Raw genomic sequence first — 19,575 nt, 5'->3', positions numbered from 1 at the left:
TTTAACATTATTATATATCAATTTCAATACCTATTGGACAATGGTCAGAACCCATAATTTCTGATAATATAAAAGCATCTTTAACCTTTTCTTTTAAAGAAGTACTAACAAAAAAATAATCTATTCTCCAGCCTACATTTCTTTCCCTTGCCCTTGTTTTATAATCCCACCAGGTGTAATTTCCAGGTTCTTTATTGAACATTCTAAAGGTATCAACAAATCCACTTTCAAGCAGTTTATCAATCCATTCTCTTTCAATTGGTAAGAATCCCGAAGTATTTTCATTTTCTTTTGGTCTTGCAAGGTCTATTTCTTTATGTGCAGTATTAACATCTCCACAAATAATTATATTTGGTTGTTTCTTTTTATAATCTTCAAGAAATTCTAAAAGATAATAATAAAAATCCATTTTATATTGTAGCCTTTCTTCACGAGCTTTTCCATTTGGAAAATAGATATTAAATAAGGAAAAATTATCATATTCAGTAATTAATGTTCTACCTTCAGAATCAAACATTTCATTACCTAAACCTTTTAAAACATTTTTAGGTTTAATTTTTGTAAATGTTGCAACACCACTATATCCCTTCTTTTCAGCAGAAACAAAATATTTTTTCCAATCACCGTAAGTTAAAAACTTTTTTGTTAATTGCTCTTCTCGCGCTTTAGTTTCCTGAACGCATAAAATATCAGGATTTTCCTTATCAAGAAAATCTAAAAATCCCTTTTTTATAGCTGCTCTAATTCCATTAACATTCCAGGATAATATCTTCATCTTTAGTCTCTCCTTTAAAATCTGGTGTCTCCCCCAAATAATCCTCCTAAGAGGTTACCGCCTATTCCATCAATACCTTTTGTTTCGCCTCTATTTGAAAAATTAGCTGCAGAGTAAATCCTATCAGCCAATCGCGAGAATGGTAAACTCTGTAAATAAACGGTTCCAGGTCCAGTTAAATGAGTTAAGAAAATACCTTCTCCGCCAAATAAAGCATTGACAAATCCACCAACAAATTGAATATCATAATCTACAGTATTGGAAAATCCAACAATACAACCAGTATCAACTCTTAAGGTTTCACCAGGCATTAATTGCCTTTCTATAATAGTTCCACCAGCATGTACAAAAGCAAGGCCATCGCCTACAAGCCTTTCGAGAATAAAACCTTCACCCCCAAAAAGACCTGCACCAATTTTTTTAGTAAATGTAATTTCAATATCTATTCCTGCTGCAGAACAAAGATAACTATCCTTTTGACATATAAATTCTCCTCCAAATTTTGTCAAATCAATAGGAATAACCTTTCCTGGATAAGGCGCTCCAAAAGCAACGTGAGATTTTGAATGTCCGGTATTTAAAAAATTGGTTATAAAAAAGCTTTCACCAACTAACATTCTTTTTAATCCGCCGAAAATTCCTCCTGTTGCCTTTGTCTGCATTTCTATACCAGGTTCCATATACATCATTGCACCTGCTTCAGCTCGAACTCCTTCCCCCGGATCCAATTCAATTTCAACAATCTGCATATCATCACCATAAATTTTATAATCAATAACATCAGCCATAATTTCACCTCCAATAATTCTAATAATAATTATACCATTAATTTATAAATTTTGTAAAAAGTAATTATAACTCTATAATAAGCATATGAATAGAGTTATAAAGATGACTTCTTATAATGTGATTTTTTTAACGTGAAAAAAATAACATTGAAACAATGATGATTGCAATTTAATATTTCATATGTATAATTATATACGAAAAAAGAATTTTTAGGTTTATATTTGTGATTTTTTTATCAAAATAATATAAGTGATTTTTTTCACGTCAGGAGGGAGAGTATGAATATGAGAAAGATTTCAACTGTAGAAGATTTAGAAAAATTAATTTATGATGTAAAAATTGCACAAGAAGAATATTCAAAGTACACTCAAGAGCAGGTTGATGAAATTTTTAGAAGAGCAGCTATTTCAGCAAATTCATACAGGATATGGTTAGCGAAAATGGCTGTGGAAGAAACAAAAATGGGAATAGTCGAAGATAAAGTTATAAAAAATCATTTTGCTGCGGAGTATATTTTTAACAAATATAAAAATGAAAAAACATGTGGTATTTTAGAAAAAGATGAAAGTTTTGGAATAATAAAAATTGCTGAACCAGTTGGTATAATTGCTGGAATTGTTCCAACGACTAATCCAACATCGACGACTATTTTCAAAGCCTTATTAGCTTTAAAGACAAGAAATGCTATTATTTTTTCACCTCACCCACGAGCAAAAAAATGTACCGTTGCAGCAGCAAGAATTATATTAGAAGCTGCTATCGCTGCAGGTGCTCCTGAAAATATAATTGGATGGATTGATGAACCAACAGTTGAATTATCTCAATATTTAATGAAACATAAAGATATTAATTTAATATTGGCTACCGGTGGTTCCGGAATGGTAAAAGCAGCATATTCATCCGGTAAACCCGCAATTGGTGTTGGTGCTGGAAATACTCCAGCTGTTATAGATGAAACAGCGCATATAAAAATGGCCGTAAATTCAATATTATTAAGTAAAACATTTGATAATGGAACTATTTGTGCTTCGGAACAAGCGGTTATTGTTGTTGACAGTATATATAATAAAGTTAAAGAAGAATTTTTAAATAGAGGGGCTTATATTTTAAATGAAGATGAAAAAAATAAGTTGGGTGAAGTAATAATAAAGGATGGAAAGTTAAATAGTTTAATAGTTGGTCAAAGTGCTTATGATATAGCTAAAATGGCAAAAATTAAAGTTCCTAAAGATACAAAAGTGTTGATTGCTGAAACTAATAAAATTGGTGCAGAAGAACCTTTCGCATATGAAAAGTTATCTCCTGTTCTTGCTTTATATAAAGCCAAAGATTTTGAGAATGCTGTTGAGAAAGCGGTTGGATTAGTGGAATTTGGAGGAATTGGTCATACAGCTGTGTTATATACTGATCCGACCAATAATGAAAGAGTAAATTATTTTGGTAATAAGTTAAAAGCTGGACGAATTTTAATAAATATGCCATCTTCTCAAGGAGCAATTGGAGATATATATAACTTTAAATTAGAGCCTTCTTTGACTTTAGGTTGCGGTTCTTGGGGTGGAAATTCTGTTAGTGAAAATGTTGGTGTAAAACATTTGTTAAATATTAAAACAATAGCTGAAAGGCGTGAAAACATGTTGTGGTTTAAGGTTCCACCAAAGATTTATTTTAAAACAGGATGTCTTTCAATAGCACTTCAAGAATTAAAAGATAAAAAAAGAGCTTTTATTGTTACTGATAAGTTCTTATATGAAAATGGATTTGTTACAAAGATTGAAAGAACATTGGAAGAAATGGGGATTGAAATTGAGGTATTTTATGAAGTTGAAGCCGATCCGTCGATTGAAACCGTAAAAAAAGCTTTGAATATAATCAATGTTTTTAATCCAGATGTTATTATAGCTTTAGGTGGAGGTTCTCCAATGGATGCTGCAAAAATCATGTGGTTAATGTACGAGTATCCTGAAGTTAAATTTGAAGGTTTAGCTTTAAGATTTATGGACATTAGGAAAAGAATTTATGCATTTCCTAAGTTAGGGAAAAAAGCAGTAATGATAGCAATTCCAACTACTTCTGGTACAGGTTCTGAAGTTACTCCTTTTGCTGTTGTAACAGATAATAAAACAGGATTAAAGTATCCTATAGCTGATTACGAGCTTACTCCAGATATGGCGATAATAGATCCTGAATTATCAATGAGTATGCCTAAGAATTTAACTGCTTATTCAGGAATTGATGCATTGGTTCATGCAATAGAAGCATATGTATCGGTTTTTTCAAATGAATTTACCAACGGATTGGCATTAGAAGCAATTAGATTGATATTTAAATACTTACCAGATTCTTATAAAATGGGTGAAAAAGCAGTAAAAGCAAGGGAAAAAATGGCTTATGCTTCTTGTGTAGCTGGAATGGCATTTGCTAACTCATTTTTAGGTTTATGTCATTCAATGGCTCATAAACTTGGTTCAGCATTTCATATTCCTCATGGTTTATCAAATGCTTTATTGATATCACATATAATAAAATATAATGCTACAGATAAGCCGCTAAAACAAACAGCATTTCCTCAATATAAATATCCATTAGCAAAAGAAAGATATGCAAAGATAGCAGATTATTTAAATCTTGGTGGAAGCAATATTGATGAAAAGGTAGAAAATTTAATTAAAGCAATAGAAAAATTAAAGAAAGAGTTGGATATTCCGAAATCTATAAAAGCTTTAAATATTTCAGAAAAAGAATTCTATGAAAAGTTAGATGAAATGTCTGAGCATGCATTTGACGATCAATGTACATCAGCAAATCCCAGATATCCATTAATTTCAGAAATAAAAGATTTATATATAAATGCTTATAACGGAAAGTTATAAAAGGAGTAGATAGTTATGGTAGAAATATATATTTGTATGGGAAGTGCATGTTTTTTAAAAGGTTCTGAAGAAATAGTAAAAATTTTTAGTGAAGAAATAGCAAAAAATTCTTTGAATGCCCAAATAAAGTTAAAAGGTTCATTTTGTTTAGGACCATGTAATCAAGGAGTTGTTGTGAAAGTAAAGGATCAATTTTTTAAACACATAAATCCTGAAAATGCCAGAACTATATTTTATGAGCAAATAATACCATATATAAAAAAAATAGAAGGTGAAGAAAATGGGTAAAAATATATGGGAATTATTATGGGATTATGACCCTAATGGACTTGTAGTAGTTGATAAAGAATTTAAAATAAAAATTATTAATCCAGCTTTTTTAAAAATGTTTCACCTTGAAAATGAAGATGTAATTGGAAGATATATTTTCGAATTTTTTAGTGATACAACTGATTTGGAAGCTATTTTAAAAGATAATAAAAAGATAGTTAAAAGAACTAAAGAATATTTCGAGTTTAATATCACAATATCTGAAATAGCTTTTTTAATTGATGATGGAAGTGAAATACTTCTTGCAAAAATATTTCATGATATTTCCGATCAAGAAAGAAAAGATAAAGAGTTGAGAGAATTAAAATTTAAAATAATTGATGAAGTCCAAAAAATCGTGGATAAACAAATGAAAACAGGACAAGAGATAGCTTCGATTCTTGGTGAAACGACAGCAGAAACAAAAGCGAGTTTAATGAAATTATTATCAATAATAAAAAAAGAAAATTAGGGAGAGGGTATTTATGACATCAGCTGTCGTGTATAAAAGAAGTATAAATAAATATGGAGAACAGGTTTGTGGCGATAATTTTCAGATAACAAAAAATGATGATTCAAAAATTATAGTTTTATCAGATGGCTTGGGAAGTGGAATAAAAGCAAGCATATTATCTATTTTAACAACTGAAATTATAAGTACTATGTTACAAAAAGGTGTAACAATTTCTGAAGTAGTAAAAACAGTTGCAAAAACTCTTCCAGTTTGTAAAGTTAGAGGAATAGCATATTCTACATTTACAATTGTTCAAATATATAAAAATGGAACTATAAAACTTGTTAATTACGATAATCCTGAACCAATAATATTTAAAAAAGGAGAAAGATTTATACCACCGTATAGAGAAGAAAATATAAGTGATAAGAAGATAAAAATTGCTACTTTTAATCTGGAATCTGAAGATTTTATATTTATTATGAGTGACGGAGTAGTACATGCAGGTTTAGGAAATTTGATGGATTTTGGTTGGGGAACTGAAAATATTGCAAATTATTTAAAAAGAATGTATCGAAAATCACGGAATGTAAAATATATGGTTGATAGTTTAATTGAAGTTACAAATAGTTATTATGAATTCAAACCCGGAGATGATGCCACATTGGTTGGAATAAAAATGACAGAAAAATCAAGTGTTTTAATATTTACAGGTCCACCGTTGGATCCTAAAACAGATAGATATTATGTGGAAAAATTTTTAAATTTTGATGGTAAAAAAATAATTTGTGGAGGTACAACTGGAAATATAGTATCTAAAATAAGTAATAGAAAAATAAATATAGAATTAGATAATTCAATTTCAAATGAATTACCACCATATGGTGAAATGGAAGGAGTTGATTTAATAACAGAAGGTGTATTAACTTTAAAGGCACTAAATGAATTGCTTGAAAAATGTAAAAATAATATGTTTGAAATTGATATTGATGAAGAAAAAGCAAATGCTGCAGAAAAACTATTTTTAATATTGAGAACATGTGATGAAATAAAATTTTTAGTAGGAAGAAAAGTTAATGTTTTTTATCATAATCCGGCATTACCTTTTGATATGTCGATTAGATCAAATTTAATACGGGATATAGCTAAAAATTTAAAAAAATTAGGTAAAAAAGTAGAGGTTGAATATTGTTAAAGGAGGGATAAAATGAAAATTCAAATTTGTGTAGGAACAACATGCCATCTTATGGGATCAGCAATGTTAAGTGAAGCAATTAATGAATTACCAGAAAAAATAAAAAATAAAATTGATGTTGAATATAGTACATGTTTTGATTTATGTTATGGTGAAATGAAGCCACCAATAATAAAAATAGATGATAAATTTTATGAAAATCTAAATCCAGAAAAATTAAAAAAAATAATATTAAATATACTTAAAAATAGTGGGGATGAGTAATATGAGAAACTTTGTTTTTAATGAAGTAATGAAAATAAGAAGACAAACATTAATGAAATTAGCTCAGAATTTTGAAAGCGGAAATTATGAAAATATATTAAAAATTCCAAAAGAAATATATCCATTAGACAAAAATGATCCTAATATTTACAGAGATAGAGAAATATTAAAACAGAGAATAAAAATATTATTGGGAATGGATTATGAAAAATCAAAGGATATTGAATTATATGAAATAGTGAAAAATATGGATTTAATACTTTCAGAAAAAAGTCCATATTCACCCGATAACAAATATATTCAAATAATAAAGGAAGCCTGTGATATGTGTCCATCTGGAAGGTATTATGTAACTGATTTGTGTAGGAATTGTGTAGCACATTCCTGTGTAAATGTATGTCCGAGAAATGCAATTACTTTTGAAAGAGATAGAGCGCGTATTAATTATGATATTTGTGTAAATTGCGGGATGTGTGCTAATGCATGTAGTTATTATGCAATTGTAAAATTAGAAAGGCCCTGTAAAAAGGCATGTCCAGTAGATGCAATAACAGAAGACGAAAATGGAGCAGCAGAAATAAAATATGAAAATTGTGTAAATTGTGGTTCGGGCTATATTTCATGTCCATTTGGGGCAATAGAAACTCCATCAGATTTATTAAAAGTATTGAATGAAATGAAAAAAAATAATGAAGTTATTGCTATATTTGCACCCTCTATAATTTCGCAATTTGGTCCAAGAGTAAAAATTGGACAATTAAAGAAAGCCTTAAAAGAAGTTGGATTTTCTGATGTGTTAGAAGTATCCATTGGAGCAGATGAAGTAGCAAAGGAAGAAGCAGAATTAATAAAAAATAGCAATAAATTATATACAACATCATGCTGTCCAGCGTTTGTTGAATATATAAAAAAATATCAAAAAGAATTTATAGATAATATTTCACCTGCATTATCTCCAATGACAACATTGGCTCAAAAATTAAAGAATAAAACAAATGCAAAAATTGTGTTTATAGGTCCATGTATAGCAAAAAAGAAAGAAGCAAAAGATTTTAAAGTAGTAGATTATGTTTTAACTTTTGAAGAATTAGGAGCATTATTTATTTCTAAAAAAATAGAACCATCTAATTATGAAGAAGAAGAAATAAACGGAACGGCTTATGGATGGATTTTTGCAAAAAGTGGCGGTGTATCTGAGGCCGTAAAAGAATATGCTAAAAAAGACATTAAAATATTAAAAATAGATGGATTAAAAAATGCAAAAGAAGTTTTTATGAAAGTAAAAGGTGAAGAATATAATTTAATAGAAGGTATGGCATGTGAAGGTGGCTGTATAAGTGGTCCTGGAATTATTACAAATCCTAAATTAGCAAATAACGCATTAAAAAGGTTTACAAATATAAATATATAATATCAAAAGATATAATCGTGAAAATTGCATTAATTGAAAAATTAATTTCATATTTTTTTAAAACAGAGAAAAAAAGTCTTAAAAAAGAAAAGTTATAATATCTATGAAAATATATATAGATGTATTGAAAATATATTCTTATATAAGTGAAAAAATGCACATAAATGGATTGTGGGGAGAGAAACCTATAAATTTTTATGGAGGTGAAATTATGTTATTAAATGGTGCATGGGAGAGTAAAGTAGATATTTACAATGTTTTTGAGTTAAGATGTAAAACAACAGCTTATTTTGGAATAGGGGCCATAAAAAAATTTAAAGATATTTGTGAATTTTTAAACAAAAAGGATATGAAAAAAATTTTAATTTTAACCGACGAAGTTGTATATAATGTGACAGGAATAAAAGAAAAAGTTGAAAAGTTTTTAGGTGAAGCTGGTATTGAATATATTGTATATTATGGAATTAAGCCAAATCCAAATGTAAAAATGATTGATGAAGCAAAGAAGATGGGATTAGATTTTGGAGCAAAAGCTGTTATAGGAATTGGTGGCGGAAGTCATATTGACACAGCAAAGAGTGTTGCAGTATTATTACATGAAAAATATAAGAATTATACAGGTTCTGACTTATATGAATTAAAATTTATACCAGAAGAAGCATTGCCAATAATTGCAATAAATACAACTCATGGTACAGGTACTGAAGTTGATAGATTTGCAGTTGCAACAATTGAAGAAAAAGGTTATAAACCAGCAATTGCATATGATAGTATTTATCCAATATTTGCTATTGATGATCCAGAAATTACAAAATCATTACCCTGGTCACAAACAACATACACAGCTATTGATGCAATAAACCACGTTACAGAAGCAGCAACAACATTAGCAGCATCTCCATATTCAATTTTATTAGCTAAAGAAACAATAAGATTAGTTTCAAAGTATCTTCCTCAAGCTCAGGCAAAACCAGGAGATTTAACAGCAAGATATTTCTTATTATATGCTTCAACAATAGCTGGTATTTCATTTGATAATGGATTGTTGCATTTTACACATGCTTTAGAACATCCACTAAGTGGAATCAGACCAGATTTACCACATGGTTTAGGATTAGCAATGTTACTACCAGCAGTAGTAAAAGCAATTTATTCTGCACAGGCAGAAGTGCTTGCAGAAATATATAGTCCAATTGTTCCAGGTTTAAAAGGAGTACCAGGTGAAGCAGAAGAAGCAGCAAAAGGAATTGAAAAATGGTTATTTAATATTGGAGTTACACAAAAATTAACAGATGAAGGATTTAAAGAAAGCGATATAGACAAATTAGTAGAATTGGCATTTAATACTCCTTCACTTGATTTATTATTGAGCTTAGCACCTGTTAAAGCTACAAAAGAAATTGTAAAACAGATTTATATGGATTCATTATATCCTTTAAATAAATAATAATAGCGGGGGATGGGATAAAATAAAAAATGCAGGTGCTCAGCACCTGCTATTTTTATTGAACATTAACATATATAGTTTTTGAAACTTCAAGCCATAATAATTTGTCTTTTTTTACAGAATAAATAAAGTGAAGATATCCTATACTATCAGCATGATATAATCCGGAAATTGCTATGCTCCCTTTTAATTCATATGTTCCATCATTTCCAAAATCAAAAGGTTCTAATTCAGAAAAACCACCTATCATAAGTTCATTGTAGTTTTTTATAAATCTTCCATATTGATCATAGGCTTTAATTTCCTGATATAATTTTTTTCTGTCTGAAAGGTCAAGGTATGTAAAGGCATCTTTATAGCTAATAACTGCTTTGTATTGATCCATAAAAAATCCTTTAATATCTTTGATAAAGGGTTTTATATTATATTTTGTCAAATTGTCACCTGTGTATAAATATAAAGCATAATTTATATAATTTCCACTTCCGCCACTTCTTGTTGTTAATAAAATATCATCATATCCATCGCCATTAAAATCAAAATATTCTATTTTAGGGCTATATCCATCTAATCCTGTTAAAATATCAAATGTTTTTCCGTCATCTTCAATACTTAAAAGGAAATTTCCCCAATAAATTTCACTTACTTTTTCACCTTTTAAAGTTATATGTTCAAGTGATCTGTCTGAATCAAGATTAAGTTTTGTGCTATAAACTACCTGATAATCATCTGCAAGAACTAAAATGCTGGTTATAACCAGAAGAATTATAAAAAAACTTTTTTTCATTAAATCTCACCTCCATGAAAGTAATTGAATATTTTTTGAGATAATTGTTCCTGCTTATGCCAATATCCGGCGAGTTTTTCATTTCTTGACAAATCTCCAAGCTTTTTATAATATTTTTTATTTAATTTGCCGGGTCCAACATTGAATAAAGGCGTTCCTGGTAATGGCATAAATGTATGTGAATGTATTACAGCATTATATTTTTCTGTAATTTTGTCCATAAAGTCAAAGGTCTTTTTAATATCTTCATCTGTTTCAAATGGGAACCCAAAGATAAAATCTACATATGGTATAAATCCGTGAGCCGAAACAAGGGATAAAGCCCTTTCTATTTTTTCTAAAGAGTGTCCTCTATTTATTTTTTTTAAAATTTCATTGCTACCACTTTGTGCTCCTATGATTATCATCTTGTTATCAACATATTTTTTTATAAGTTTTAAAACTTCTTCAGTTACAGATTCCGGTCTCACATCAGAAGGGAATGAACCAAGATAAATTTCTTCTATACCAACTTTTCTCAAACCAAATAACAATTCTTCGAGTTTTTCTATATTAGGTGTAACACCATTTTTTGAGCCATAACCAAAAGAATTTGGGGTAATAAACCTCGCAATTTTCCTATTATGTTTAACTCCTAATTTTGCATATTCATGAATAATTTCCGGATCTCTATGACGAACAATTCTACCAAAAAGATAAGGAGTTTGGCAATATCCACATCCGAAAGGACATCCTCTTGTAATTTCTATTGGCATAAAATGTTTGTTTTTAATAGCAAATGGCGGGTAATAATTTAAATCAACAAATTCTTTTGATACTATAAATTTTTCTGATATTTTGCCCTTTAAAAAATCGGTGAAGGTTTTTTCACCTTCACCAATAAAAATATGGTCAAATCCTATCTTTTCTGTTTTTTCAGGCATTGCACTGGGGTGTGGCCCACCAGCAATAACCTTAAATCCTTTTTCTTTTAATACAGGAATTTCTTTTTCAACCTGAAAAATATCAAAACTCATAAATGAATAAGCTATTAATGTATCTTCAGGATTATATTCTAGTATTTTTTCAAAGTTTTTTTCAAGTATAGTTTCTATTTCTATATTTTCTTTTTCCATTGCTGCAATAAGAGCTGTGATAGAATACCTATTTGATTTTAGAAGTCTGAAAACAATTCTTTTCAAGAATTTTCTTCCTCCTCTGTATTTTTTTGAGGCATAATATCCCTGTATCCAGCTAAGAATACGAGAACAGCTATTAAAATTGCTCTGCTTAAAGAAACATTCAAATATACATACGTTCCAATAGCTATAGCATTGAATAACCAGGCTAATACAATATATAGTTTGTTGTTTTTAAATGAAAAAAGAGATGAAAATGTTGTAGAAATTAGTGTAATTACCATGAATAAATCAACAGCATATCCTCTTATATATCCAAAACCAGCTAATAACAATCCTATGAATAAAAATACTATAGTCAATTTATCGTATTTTTTTGAAAGAAATGAAAAAAACGCTGTAGCTAATGCAAATATACTCATCAATGCAATATATAATACAGAACTTTTAAATAAGACAACAGCTAAAACTGGAAAAATAATTGAAAAAACTATAGAGTAAATCACTTAACACACCTCACATTACATTTTATCTACTACTCTTATTCCGAGCAAGTCAAGGCCTCTTTTTAATACTTCTCCAGCTAAATGAGATAATAATAACCTTGATTTTAATGTTTCTTCCTCTTCCTTTAATACAGGAAGATTATTGTAGAATGAATTATATGTTTGTGCTAATTCAAAGAGATAATCAGCAATTAAATTAGGTTTATAATCTTCAGCAGCTCTAATTGCAACAATTGGTAACTGGGTTAATAACAATCCCAATTTTCTTTCGAGTTTTTCTGTTATTTTTAGATTTGCATTTTCAAATGTATAGCCTTTTTCTTCAGCTTTTCTTTTTAATGATTGTATCCTTGCATATGTATAAAGTAAGTAAGGAGCTGTATTTCCATCAAAGGCGAGCATTTTATCCCAGTCAAATATAATATGGCTTATTCTGTTTTGACTGAGGTCAGCATATTTTACAGCACCGATTCCAATTGCTTCTGCAATTTCTTCTTTTTCTTCTGGAGACAATCCTGGATTCTTCTCTTCAATGATTTCCTTTGCTTTTTCAACAGCTTTATCAAGTAATTCTTCTAATTTTATCACATTACCTTTTCTTGTAGAGAAAACACCATCAGCAAATCTCATTAATCCAAACCATATATGCTGATAATTATCATCCCAGCCTAACTTTCTTGCAATATTAAATACCTGTTTGAAATGTGTTTGTTGTCTTTCATCAGTTACATATAATATTCTATTAGGATTATATGTTTCTCTTCTAAATTTTATACATGCAAGGTCTGATGTTGCATATAAGAAAGCTCCATCCTTTTTCTGAATAATTGCTGGAGGTAGATTTTCTTCTTCGTCAAAAAATACAACAACAGCACCTTCACTATATGTTGCAATACCTTTATCAAGAAGCATTTTTACAATTTCAGGCATAATATTGTGATAATGTGATTCTCCATAATATGTATCAAATTCTATATCCATTCTTTTATATATTTTATTATATTCTTTTAATGATAAATCAATAAATTCCTGCCATAATTTTCTATTTTCTGGATCTCCATCCTGTAATTTTTTGAGTTCCTGTCTTGCTTCTTCTAAAAGATCAGGATTATTTTCAGATTCTTTTTCGAATTTCACATAAATTCTTTCCATTTCACCAATAGGATCTTTTTCATAATTTTCCTTATCAAGCCATAATCTATAACCTACAATTAATTTTCCAAATTGTGTTCCCCAGTCACCAAGGTGATTATCTCCAATTACATTATAACCAAGATATCTATAAATTCTTTTTATAGCATCCCCAATAACAGTACTTCTTAAATGACCAATATGCATAGGTTTTGCAATATTTGGTGAAGAATAATCGATAATAACATCGCCTTCTCTATCAATAAATGAAAAATCAGGATTTTCTTTTTCAATTTTTGGCAAGTATTCAGTTAAAAATACATCTTTTACATAGAAATTTATAAATCCTGGTCCTGCTATTTCGATTTTTTCTATAATATCATTTTCGGGGAAATTATCAATGATTTCTTGTGCTATCATTCTTGGAGCTTTTTTTAAAACCTTGGCATTTATCATAGCAAAATTTGTTTGAAAATCACCAAAGTTATCATTAGCAGTTCTTTGTACTACAGGTTCTTTTAATTCAACATTATATAAATTCTTGATAGAATCCATTAACAACTCTTCGAGCATTTTTTCAATTAATTTCATAATATCACACTCCTCTTTCTTTATTTTTTATAATCATATTATATCATAACTTGTTAAAAAAATAATAAATCATAGATGTATTTTTTGCATATAATCAAAATTTTAACCATAAAAAACTGTATTTAATAAGCAAATAAAAGTTAAGAATGCTATAAAATTTAGTAACGTTAAAATTATAACAAATAAAATGTAGTAATAATAAGTGTTATAGAATAATATTAAAAAAATATTTCAATTGAACAATTTTGCTGATTTTGAAGTATAATATATACGGAAATCAAAAAACGATGAAAATAAGGAGGGTGATAATATGGCTGAAAAAGAATACGTAGTTGGTATCGACCTTGGTACAACTAACTCAGCTATAGCATGGATGAAACCAGATGGAAATGTAGAAGTTATTCCTAATGCAGAAGGAAAAAGAACAACTCCTTCTATAGTACATTTTTCAAAAGATGGAACTGTAATTGTAGGTGAACCTGCAAAAAGACAGGTAATATTACATCCAGATAGAACAATCAGATCAATAAAAAGAAAAATGGGTTCTGATTATAAAGTAAGTATCGATAGTAAAAGCTTTACCCCACAACAGATAAGTGCTTTTGTATTACAGAAATTAGTAAGAGATGCAGAAGCATATCTTGGTGGGAAAATTAAGAAAGCAGTTATTACAGTTCCAGCATACTTTAACGATGCACAAAGACAGGCAACAAAAGAAGCTGGTGAAATTGCTGGTTTAGAAGTATTAAGGATTATCAACGAACCAACAGCAGCTTCAATTGCATTTGGTTTAAACAAAACACATGAAGATAAGAAAATAGTAGTATATGACCTTGGTGGAGGTACATTTGATGTATCAATACTTGATGTTGGAGAAGGTGTAATCGAAGTTGTATCAACATCAGGAAACAACCACTTAGGTGGGGACGATTTTGACCAGAGAATTATCGATTGGTTAGTTGAAGAATTCAAGAAAGAACATGGTTCAGATATTTCAAATGACAGACAGGCAATGCAGAGGTTAAAGGAAGCTGCAGAAACTGCAAAGATTGAATTATCAACAAAACTCGAAACAGAAATTAACTTACCATTCTTAACAGTTGTTAATGGTCAGCCAGTACACTTACAGAAAACATTAACAAGAAAGAAATTCGAAGAATTGGTAAGAGATTTAATTGAATCAACAAGAGGTCCAATTGAAACAGCATTAAAAGATGCTGGACTTTCACCAGAAGAAATTGATGATGTATTATTAGTTGGTGGTTCAACAAGAATTCCAGCAGTTCAGGAATTGGTAAAATCAATATTCCACAAAGAACCAAGTAAAGGTGTTAACCCTGACGAAGCTGTTGCAATAGGTGCTGCTGTTCAGGCTGCAATTATGACAGGAAATACAGATCAGGACTTAGTACTTGTAGACGTTACACCACTTTCACTTGGGGTTGAAGTAAAAGGTGGATTAATGGAAATTATTATTCCTAAGAACAGTAAGATACCTATTAGAAAGAGTAAGGTATTCACAACAGCTGCTGACTTCCAGACAGAAGTTGAAATCGGAGTATTCCAGGGTGAAAGGCCAATTGCTAAGGATAACTTCTTCCTTGGAAGCTTTAAATTAACAGGAATACCACCAGCACCAAGGGGAGTGCCACAAATAGAAGTTTCATTTGATATAGATGCTAACGGTATAGTAAATGTTTCAGCAAAAGATTTAGGAACAGGAAAACAGCAGTCAATGGTTGTAACAGGTAGAAATAAACTTTCTTCAGAAGATATTGAAAGAATGATACGAGAAGCTCAGGAATATGAAGAGCAGGATAAGAGAAAGAGAGAAGAAATCGAACTCAAAAACCAGGCTGACGACCTTGCATATCAGGTAGAAAAGTTAATCAATGAAAATAAAGATAAAGTACCAGAAGATCAGAAAGCAAGATTAGAAACATTAATTAACGATGTAAGAGATGCTATAAATAACAATGATATTGCAAAATTAAAGATAGTAATGGAAGACTTAAAGAACGAATCAATGAAACTTGGTCAGTTGATTTATCAACAGGCACAGCAAACAGCTAATGCTGACGCAGGCGCAGGAGGACCAAATCCTGAAGACACACAAAATCCAAATAACTAATAAAAAAGCCGGATTTTGAAATCCGGCTTTTTATTTTATATAATTTTTAATAACTTCTATGTCAATATTTCCTATAATACTTCCCCTATTTTTACCACCGCCACCTTTAAGTTCAGGATAATCTTTTCTAATATTGTTTATTAATTCCTTACAATCAATGATTCCTGAAGATATTTCGTATCTGTTTTCTTTTTTTGTAACAAATAAAATTTCATTCATCGGAAGGAATTTGGGAAGATAATTTATATAATCTTCGTTTGAATCAATATAGATAAATTTTATATTATTTATTGTTTTAGCATTTTCTAAGAATTTTTTAGCCATTATTTCAGCATATTTTTCGCTTAATTTTTCATATGCGCTTTTATATTCTTTCATTTTTTTCAATGTTTCTTCAACTCTTATAGGTGTTTCTTCTATTTTAGCAGTTAAAATATGTGAAATATCTTTTGTAATATTAATTCTTTTTTCATAATCCTCAATGGCCCTGTTTCCAGCTACAAAATATAATCTCGTTAGATTCCCTTTTACCTTTTCCTTTGAAATGATTTTTACCAATCCAATTTCGCCTGTATTTTTTACATGAAATCCACCACATGGATTTATATCAAAATCACCAATCTTTATTAATCTTACATCTCCTTGAACCTTATCGCTTAACTCTTTTCTGAGATTATATTTTTTTATTTCTTCTTTTGAAGTAATAATTTCTTCAACAGGTAAACACTTTTGTATTATTTCATTGGATAATCTTTCAGCTTCTTTTTCTATTTTTTCATCTAATTTTGCGGTGTTTAAATCTATTGTAGTATATTCTTCAGCCATTCTAAAACCAACGGTATCAAGATCAGCAATTTGTTCAAAAGCAGCTGATAAAATATGTTGAGCTGTGTGTTGTTGTGAAATATCCTTACGTCTTTTTAAATCGATTTCATAATCATATTCTCCGGGTTCTATTTCTTTATCGATTTGATGATAATATTTGTTATTTTTATATTCCACAAAAAGCACGGTTGCTTCTCCTATTTTTCCTCTATCTCCAAGTTGTCCGCCTTTTCCGTCTGGATAAAATGGTGATTCTAAAGAGATTGCATATATTTTCTTTTTTTCTTTTATAACTTCTTCAATCTTTATCATATTGCACCTCCTGAGATTATAATAGATTATAATATCAAATATCGTCCGTTTTCTCTAAACCATTTTCTGCTTTCCTGATAATCCTCACAGTATTTTTCTACATAATTCCAGAAACTTTTTTGATGATGTTTATATATAATATGAGCTAATTCATGTATAATAATATAATCCAATTTTCTTTTTGGAGCCATGATTATTTTATAGTTAAAACTGAGATTGTTTTTGCCTGAACAACTGCCCCAACGTGTTTTTTGATCTCTAATGAAAACTTTGCCGTATTGTAATTTCATTATTTTTGAATAGTATTCCAATCTTTCGTTTATTATCTTTTTGGCCTGATTTTTATACCATTTTATAACCATATTCCTTTTTAAATCATAATTGTCGAAAAAGTCTTTTTTTAGTGAAATATATAAAAAATCATCTAAAATTCCAACGCCATAATTCCCTTCCATAATCATTAAAGTATATGTCTTACCAAGATACAAAAACTTCTCTCCTGAAACATATTTTCTTTCAGGAATTTTTTGTTTTTTAAATATCATTAGTTTCGAAACAATCCATTCTCTTTTGTTAAATACAAATTTCTTTGCTTCGTAATCTGAAATCCAATTTGGAATTCTAACAATTACTTCACCGTCTTCGGAGATTATTATAGACATTGTTTTTCTTTTTGGTGATTTTATTATATTATATTCAATATCAAAATATTCCGTTTTCAAGATATTCTGTTTCTTCACCGTAACACACCTCTAATATTTATTCAGTGTGAATTATAACATATTAATACACTTTTTACAAACTATTATATTTTCGATATTTTATGTCAGGAATTTTTACAATAATTTGATAGAATTATAATAGTAATCCTAAAAGATCAGGGAGGAAGTATAATGTTAGAATTACAAAATATAAGTTTTAATGTAGGACCAAGAAAGATTATTGAAGATATATCTTTTAAATTTGAAGAAAAGAAAATATATGCAGTTTTAGGGAATAATGGTGTTGGAAAGTCAACCTTGGCAAGAATAATAATGGGACTTGACGGATATAAAGGAAATCATGGTGGAAGAATAATATTTAATGGTGAAGATATTACAGATTATTCGATAACTGAAAGAGCTAAATTGGGAATTACAATGGCATGGCAGGAACCAGTGAGATATGAAGGACTTGGAGTAAAGGAATATCTTACATTGGGAAAGAGGATAAATTTAAGTGATGCGGAATTAATAGAGATATTAAACCTTGTGGGTCTTAATCCTTTTTATCTTCATAGAAAGGTTGATAAGACACTTTCGGGTGGTGAAAGAAAGAGAATAGAATTAGCATCATTAATTATATTAAAACCAAAATTTGCTATTTTTGATGAACCGGATTCCGGAATAGATATGATGTCAAATATAATGATTGAAAGAATATTCAAAATGATAACCTCAAATGGCGGAAGTGTTTTAAGTATTACTCATAGGGAGGAAATTGCAGAAATAGCCGATGAAGCATTTTTAATCTGTTCAGGAAGAATTAAATCACAGGGAGATCCAAAAATTGTTTCTGAAGTATATAAAAGCACATGCGATAATTGTGCACATATAAATGTACCTGTTGAAGATATGGATAATGAGGTGAAATTATGAACATAGAAAAAAATTATGCTAAAGAATTTGAAATGATAGAAAAAGCCTATGAACAGGCTGGTGGTGATATAAGTAACTTATTAAGTAAAGATATAGTTTCTATTATTATCAGTGGAGATAAAATACTTGGTAAGAATACTGTAGAAGGAATAAATATAATAATTCATAAAGCAGAAGATGGTGTTGTTGATTATGAAATGATTATAGATGATGGAGTTAAAATGGATAAACCTATTCATTTATGTGTTGGCTTTTTAAGGAATCAAGGAGAACAATACATAAAGGTTAAATATACAATAGGAAATAATTGTGATGTAAAATTCCTTTCTCATTGTTCGTTCCCGTTTGGAAAGATTCACCATAAAATGGATTCAGAAATGTATATTGGTGAAAACTCTATTGTATTTATGGAAGACGAGCACTTTCATAATGAAAAAGATGGAATATTTTTAGAAACATATTATTATACAAAGGTTGCAAAAAATTCTGTATTTGATAGCAGATTTAGATTAACGAAATCAAGAGCTGGTGAGTTAAAAATTGAAATGACAGTGGATCTTGACGAATCTTCTAAAGCATTGCTTGAATCCAAAGTCTGGGGTAAAAAAGATGATAAGATTAATATAAAAGAAGTAGTGAATTTAAATGGCGAAAAGGCTTCAGGTATTGCCAAAACATATGTTTTTGCTCAGGATTCAACAAATGCAGAAGTAATAAATGAAGCTTATGGTAATGCACCATATTCAAAGGGGCACATTGAATGTACAGAAATCAGTAAAGGTTCAAATGTTCATGTAAGTACAATTCCAATATTGAGAGTTAATAACGATTTAGCAGAATTGACTCATGAAGCATCCGTTGGAAGAGTTAATCCACAGCAATTAGAAACGTTGATGGCTAAAGGACTTACAGAAGATGAAGCCACGGAATTGATTATAAAAGGAATTTTAAAATAATGTATTCTTGACATAAGAAATAAATTTTTTTATAATATTTCATGATAAATATATTTTTAAGGGG

The 19,575-nt window shown here is 29.4% G+C and carries 18 protein-coding genes; 10 read left to right on the top strand and 8 right to left on the bottom strand.

What is annotated here, in order from left to right:
- Positions 1-10 precede the first annotated feature (10 nt).
- Both LN42_RS02630 and LN42_RS02625 read right to left on the bottom strand, forming a co-directional pair.
- Positions 11-775, bottom strand: a complete 765-nt coding sequence (locus tag LN42_RS02630; protein WP_014295982.1) for an exodeoxyribonuclease III — start codon at positions 773-775, stop codon at positions 11-13.
- Positions 776-789: 14 nt separating this feature from the next.
- Positions 790-1,563 carry a TIGR00266 family protein gene (locus tag LN42_RS02625; RefSeq protein ID WP_014295981.1) on the bottom strand — a complete coding sequence of 258 codons (774 nt, stop codon included), beginning with the start codon at positions 1,561-1,563 and terminating at the stop codon, positions 790-792.
- A gap of 285 nt (positions 1,564-1,848) precedes the next feature.
- Here LN42_RS02625 and adhE point away from each other — a divergent pair, with 285 nt between their 5' ends.
- The 7 genes from adhE to LN42_RS02590 all read left to right on the top strand — a co-directional run bounded on the left by adhE (position 1,849) and on the right by LN42_RS02590 (position 9,517).
- Positions 1,849-4,437, top strand: a complete 2,589-nt coding sequence (gene adhE / locus LN42_RS02620) for a bifunctional acetaldehyde-CoA/alcohol dehydrogenase (RefSeq protein WP_369804766.1) — start codon at positions 1,849-1,851, stop codon at positions 4,435-4,437.
- Positions 4,438-4,452: 15 nt separating this feature from the next.
- Positions 4,453-4,725 carry a (2Fe-2S) ferredoxin domain-containing protein gene (locus LN42_RS02615; RefSeq protein ID WP_075780296.1) on the top strand — a complete coding sequence of 91 codons (273 nt, stop codon included), beginning with the start codon at positions 4,453-4,455 and terminating at the stop codon, positions 4,723-4,725.
- A complete protein-coding gene (locus LN42_RS02610) occupies positions 4,718-5,218 on the top strand; it encodes a PAS domain-containing protein (RefSeq protein WP_075780295.1) in 501 nt (166 codons plus the stop codon). The genes LN42_RS02615 and LN42_RS02610 overlap by 8 nt, the downstream gene beginning before the upstream one ends.
- 13 nt (positions 5,219-5,231) lie before the next feature.
- Complete coding sequence (locus LN42_RS02605; RefSeq protein WP_075780294.1) at positions 5,232-6,395, top strand: SpoIIE family protein phosphatase; 1,164 nt, start codon at positions 5,232-5,234, stop codon at positions 6,393-6,395.
- A 12-nt stretch (positions 6,396-6,407) separates the two neighbouring features.
- Positions 6,408-6,659: a (2Fe-2S) ferredoxin domain-containing protein gene (locus LN42_RS02600; protein WP_075780293.1), complete on the top strand. Its 252-nt coding sequence runs from the start codon at positions 6,408-6,410 to the stop codon at positions 6,657-6,659.
- A gap of 1 nt (position 6,660) precedes the next feature.
- On the top strand, positions 6,661-8,070 hold the full coding sequence (locus LN42_RS02595; protein ID WP_075780292.1) for a monomeric [FeFe] hydrogenase: 1,410 nt from the start codon (positions 6,661-6,663) through the stop codon (positions 8,068-8,070).
- Between the two features lie 211 nt (positions 8,071-8,281).
- The gene (locus LN42_RS02590) at positions 8,282-9,517 is read left to right on the top strand and encodes an iron-containing alcohol dehydrogenase (RefSeq protein ID WP_075780792.1); all 1,236 of its coding nucleotides are present in this window, start codon (positions 8,282-8,284) and stop codon (positions 9,515-9,517) included.
- Between the two features lie 55 nt (positions 9,518-9,572).
- Here the strand turns inward: LN42_RS02590 and LN42_RS02585 are convergent, their stop codons facing one another.
- The 4 genes from LN42_RS02585 to argS are packed head-to-tail and all read right to left on the bottom strand — an operon-like array spanning position 9,573 to position 13,650.
- Positions 9,573-10,304 (bottom strand): hypothetical protein, encoded by a 732-nt coding sequence (locus tag LN42_RS02585; RefSeq protein WP_075780291.1) that lies wholly within the window; start codon positions 10,302-10,304, stop codon positions 9,573-9,575.
- Entirely contained in the window at positions 10,304-11,485 is a 1,182-nt protein-coding gene (locus LN42_RS02580; protein ID WP_075780290.1) for a TIGR04013 family B12-binding domain/radical SAM domain-containing protein, read from the bottom strand. Before LN42_RS02580 ends, LN42_RS02585 begins: the two co-directional genes overlap by 1 nt.
- Positions 11,482-11,928, bottom strand: a complete 447-nt coding sequence (locus LN42_RS02575) for a hypothetical protein (protein ID WP_075780289.1) — start codon at positions 11,926-11,928, stop codon at positions 11,482-11,484. Before LN42_RS02575 ends, LN42_RS02580 begins: the two co-directional genes overlap by 4 nt.
- A gap of 15 nt (positions 11,929-11,943) precedes the next feature.
- Entirely contained in the window at positions 11,944-13,650 is a 1,707-nt protein-coding gene (argS, locus tag LN42_RS02570; protein ID WP_014295976.1) for an arginine--tRNA ligase, read from the bottom strand.
- Positions 13,651-13,960: 310 nt separating this feature from the next.
- Here argS and dnaK point away from each other — a divergent pair, with 310 nt between their 5' ends.
- Positions 13,961-15,781, top strand: coding sequence for a molecular chaperone DnaK (gene dnaK, locus LN42_RS02565; protein WP_075780288.1), 1,821 nt, complete (start codon positions 13,961-13,963; stop codon positions 15,779-15,781).
- A 30-nt stretch (positions 15,782-15,811) separates the two neighbouring features.
- Here the strand turns inward: dnaK and LN42_RS02560 are convergent, their stop codons facing one another.
- Both LN42_RS02560 and LN42_RS02555 read right to left on the bottom strand, forming a co-directional pair.
- Complete coding sequence (locus LN42_RS02560; protein ID WP_075780287.1) at positions 15,812-16,918, bottom strand: alanyl-tRNA editing protein; 1,107 nt, start codon at positions 16,916-16,918, stop codon at positions 15,812-15,814.
- 26 nt (positions 16,919-16,944) lie between these two features.
- Positions 16,945-17,658, bottom strand: a complete 714-nt coding sequence (locus LN42_RS02555; RefSeq protein WP_075780286.1) for a M48 family metallopeptidase — start codon at positions 17,656-17,658, stop codon at positions 16,945-16,947.
- Positions 17,659-17,811: 153 nt separating this feature from the next.
- On the opposite strand from LN42_RS02555, the gene LN42_RS02550 reads away from it, so the two are divergent.
- Both LN42_RS02550 and LN42_RS02545 read left to right on the top strand, forming a co-directional pair.
- Positions 17,812-18,555: an ATP-binding cassette domain-containing protein gene (locus LN42_RS02550; protein WP_014295972.1), complete on the top strand. Its 744-nt coding sequence runs from the start codon at positions 17,812-17,814 to the stop codon at positions 18,553-18,555.
- Positions 18,552-19,511, top strand: a complete 960-nt coding sequence (locus tag LN42_RS02545) for a SufD family Fe-S cluster assembly protein (RefSeq protein ID WP_014295971.1) — start codon at positions 18,552-18,554, stop codon at positions 19,509-19,511. Before LN42_RS02550 ends, LN42_RS02545 begins: the two co-directional genes overlap by 4 nt.
- Positions 19,512-19,575: the final 64 nt, after the last annotated feature.

Origin of the sequence: Marinitoga sp. 1137, assembly GCF_001941525.1 — a bacterium.
Classification (GTDB): domain Bacteria; phylum Thermotogota; class Thermotogae; order Petrotogales; family Petrotogaceae; genus Marinitoga; species Marinitoga piezophila.
This window is presented reverse-complemented; position numbering and strand designations above follow the sequence as displayed.

Excerpts from the sequence above, each read along its gene's own strand:
- LN42_RS02630 (WP_014295982.1), bottom strand. The coding sequence starts at position 775 with ATGAAGATATTATCCTGGAATGTTAATGGAATTAGAGCAGCTATAAAA.
- LN42_RS02625 (WP_014295981.1), bottom strand. The coding sequence starts at position 1,563 with ATGGCTGATGTTATTGATTATAAAATTTATGGTGATGATATGCAGATT.
- adhE (WP_369804766.1), top strand. The coding sequence starts at position 1,849 with ATGAGAAAGATTTCAACTGTAGAAGATTTAGAAAAATTAATTTATGAT.
- LN42_RS02615 (WP_075780296.1), top strand. The coding sequence starts at position 4,453 with ATGGTAGAAATATATATTTGTATGGGAAGTGCATGTTTTTTAAAAGGT.
- LN42_RS02610 (WP_075780295.1), top strand. The coding sequence starts at position 4,718 with ATGGGTAAAAATATATGGGAATTATTATGGGATTATGACCCTAATGGA.
- LN42_RS02605 (WP_075780294.1), top strand. The coding sequence starts at position 5,232 with ATGACATCAGCTGTCGTGTATAAAAGAAGTATAAATAAATATGGAGAA.
- LN42_RS02600 (WP_075780293.1), top strand. The coding sequence starts at position 6,408 with ATGAAAATTCAAATTTGTGTAGGAACAACATGCCATCTTATGGGATCA.
- LN42_RS02595 (WP_075780292.1), top strand. The coding sequence starts at position 6,661 with ATGAGAAACTTTGTTTTTAATGAAGTAATGAAAATAAGAAGACAAACA.
- LN42_RS02590 (WP_075780792.1), top strand. The coding sequence starts at position 8,282 with ATGTTATTAAATGGTGCATGGGAGAGTAAAGTAGATATTTACAATGTT.
- LN42_RS02585 (WP_075780291.1), bottom strand. The coding sequence starts at position 10,304 with ATGAAAAAAAGTTTTTTTATAATTCTTCTGGTTATAACCAGCATTTTA.
- argS (WP_014295976.1), bottom strand. The coding sequence starts at position 13,650 with ATGAAATTAATTGAAAAAATGCTCGAAGAGTTGTTAATGGATTCTATC.
- dnaK (WP_075780288.1), top strand. The coding sequence starts at position 13,961 with ATGGCTGAAAAAGAATACGTAGTTGGTATCGACCTTGGTACAACTAAC.
- LN42_RS02560 (WP_075780287.1), bottom strand. The coding sequence starts at position 16,918 with ATGATAAAGATTGAAGAAGTTATAAAAGAAAAAAAGAAAATATATGCA.
- LN42_RS02550 (WP_014295972.1), top strand. The coding sequence starts at position 17,812 with ATGTTAGAATTACAAAATATAAGTTTTAATGTAGGACCAAGAAAGATT.
- LN42_RS02545 (WP_014295971.1), top strand. The coding sequence starts at position 18,552 with ATGAACATAGAAAAAAATTATGCTAAAGAATTTGAAATGATAGAAAAA.